We start from the raw sequence: 1,979 nt of genomic DNA, 5'->3' as shown, positions 1-1,979 counted from the left end.
GCCTTTTATACGCGTTTTTATACGGCGGATACATCCGGGGTACGGCCACCTCAATTTATCAAAATTTTAACAAAAAAAACAAAACAACCCCTTTAAAATAAACGACGAAACGACAACGACAGTTCCCCAGAACCCTAGCGGAGCGCCAAATTTCTCGGGGATGACGGCATAACAACACAATAAAAAAAGGGGATTATAAAAATCAAGGTCATACTGGAAGGTTTTTGTCCAGTATCAACTCCTTATTTAATAACAACAGATCCTGGACTACGACTTTCCAGGATGACAACAACTAGCGACACAATCGGTAGATCCTGAAACCTATTAATAGACCCCGTACAGAAACCTTACGAGGTGCCGCCTAGCGGTATGGCGGCAATTCAGGATGACCTTCTTTTTTAATAACGACAGAGCGCCGCACCCTGCGGGCCGCGCCTTGCAGGCGGCAGATTGTCCGCGCCCTTTTGATGTATTGAGCAAGACGCTCTTTATAAAGTCGCGCTCCTCTAAAACGACAAAAAACCCCGCCGGGGATGCACCCAGCGGGGTTTTTATTTAGATTTTAGAATTACATTACATATTGGAATACGGGCGGATAACATTTAACAAGTTGTTTTCCCGCGTTTTTGCCCAATGCAAAATAGGGAACAGGCGCTCTGCATTATTTTTAAGATACACCAAATAATACAGCACGCTCAATCCTTTATCGTTAATGGGCATAATCACGCGGCCGTAATCTTCCTGATAATAGCGTCGGGCCAAGCGGCTAAGCACAAGGGCCTGATGAGGATTTTCTTGGGCCGCTTTCTTAAACGCTTCGTAATCTTTGTAAATGGTGATTTTATGGCGTTTAGAAAACTTCTCCCAAAACGGCACCAAATATTGCGCATACGCGCCGTCTTCCGCCAGCACGGCCAGGTCCAAATTCTTTTCTTTATCCAAGCGGATATATTTCCGTTTAGCCAAGTAGTGGTCTTTCGGCACCGCCAAATATAAGCCTTCTTTGGCTACGGAAGTTTTTTCAAAATCTTTTTTGTTTTTACGCGGACCCGCTAAACACACGACGCCATCGGCCTTTTTTTCCTCCAAGGTTTGCCCCACTTCGCTATCCGAGTGCAGTTGCAAGGAAGAAATTTTAGTTTGGGTGCAATACTTCTGAAAGAAAGGCACCACCAGGCGCATCGGCCCCGGGTCCGTAAACGCCAGCGTCGCCGCCGTGTTGCGTTCCCCGTAAGCACGGTAGAATTGCCGCATTTCGTTTACTTGGTTCAAAATATTGTCCGCAAATACCACGGCTCTCTTGCCGGCCGCATTTAACATAATGGTGTTATTTGCCCGGACGAAGAGCGGCATATCCAAATCCCGCTCCAATTTTCTGATAGCCACGCTCAATGCGGGCTGAGATACTTTTAATTTAGCAGCCGCACGGGACATATTGCCCGTGTGCGCAATCGTTGTAAAATATACCAGTTCTGTCAATTCCATAAGCCACTCTATGTATTTATTTAATTTTTATAAATAAATGGTATCAAACTGCACGATTTACTATAACTAAATTATATCACATCTAACGGAAAACGCAATCCTTTTTCCGCTAAAATTTACCGGTTAGCCCAACGCCAAAAGGCATCTTCAAACGCTGATGTGGTGGCGTAGCGGTACGAACGGCCCAAGGCCTTTTCCACCGAGTAGGGCTGGTAAACGGTTTTGCCACGCGAATCCTTTTGCAAAAATCCCGTCGCCGGGTCGCGCACGGCTTCCCCTTGCGCCAAAAGGCGCGTAAACTGTTCAAACTGCATACGGTTAGAAGGTGATGTTCCCCCCGCCGGATTCAACAAAAAGCGCACCATCGCATAGGCTTGGAAATACCAATCCTGCGTTTTGTTGCGGCTTTCCGCCATTTCCAAGGACCCCTCTTCCATAAACTGGTCAAACGGCACCAAATATTGCGGCGGTCCTTGGCGTTTGGCGGTTAAGGC

General features: G+C 46.7%; 2 protein-coding genes. Both read right to left on the bottom strand.

What is annotated here, in order from left to right:
• Nucleotides 1-573: 573 nt before the first annotated feature.
• Nucleotides 574-1,485, bottom strand: coding sequence for a LysR family transcriptional regulator (locus tag B2118_RS01865; protein ID WP_428052845.1), 912 nt, complete (start codon nt 1,483-1,485; stop codon nt 574-576).
• A gap of 116 nt (nt 1,486-1,601) precedes the next feature.
• Nucleotides 1,602-1,979: hypothetical protein (locus B2118_RS01860; protein ID WP_428052843.1), on the bottom strand; the 378-nt coding region annotated here is incomplete at its 5' end.

The organism is Candidatus Avelusimicrobium stercoris (assembly GCF_002437085.1).
In the GTDB taxonomy this organism is placed as follows: Bacteria; Elusimicrobiota; Elusimicrobia; order Elusimicrobiales; family Elusimicrobiaceae; genus Avelusimicrobium; species Avelusimicrobium stercoris.
The sequence above is the reverse complement of the archived record's forward strand: the minus strand, read 5'-3'. Positions and strand labels throughout refer to the sequence as shown.

Excerpts from the sequence above, each read along its gene's own strand:
- B2118_RS01865 (WP_428052845.1), bottom strand. The coding sequence starts at position 1,485 with ATGGAATTGACAGAACTGGTATATTTTACAACGATTGCGCACACGGGC.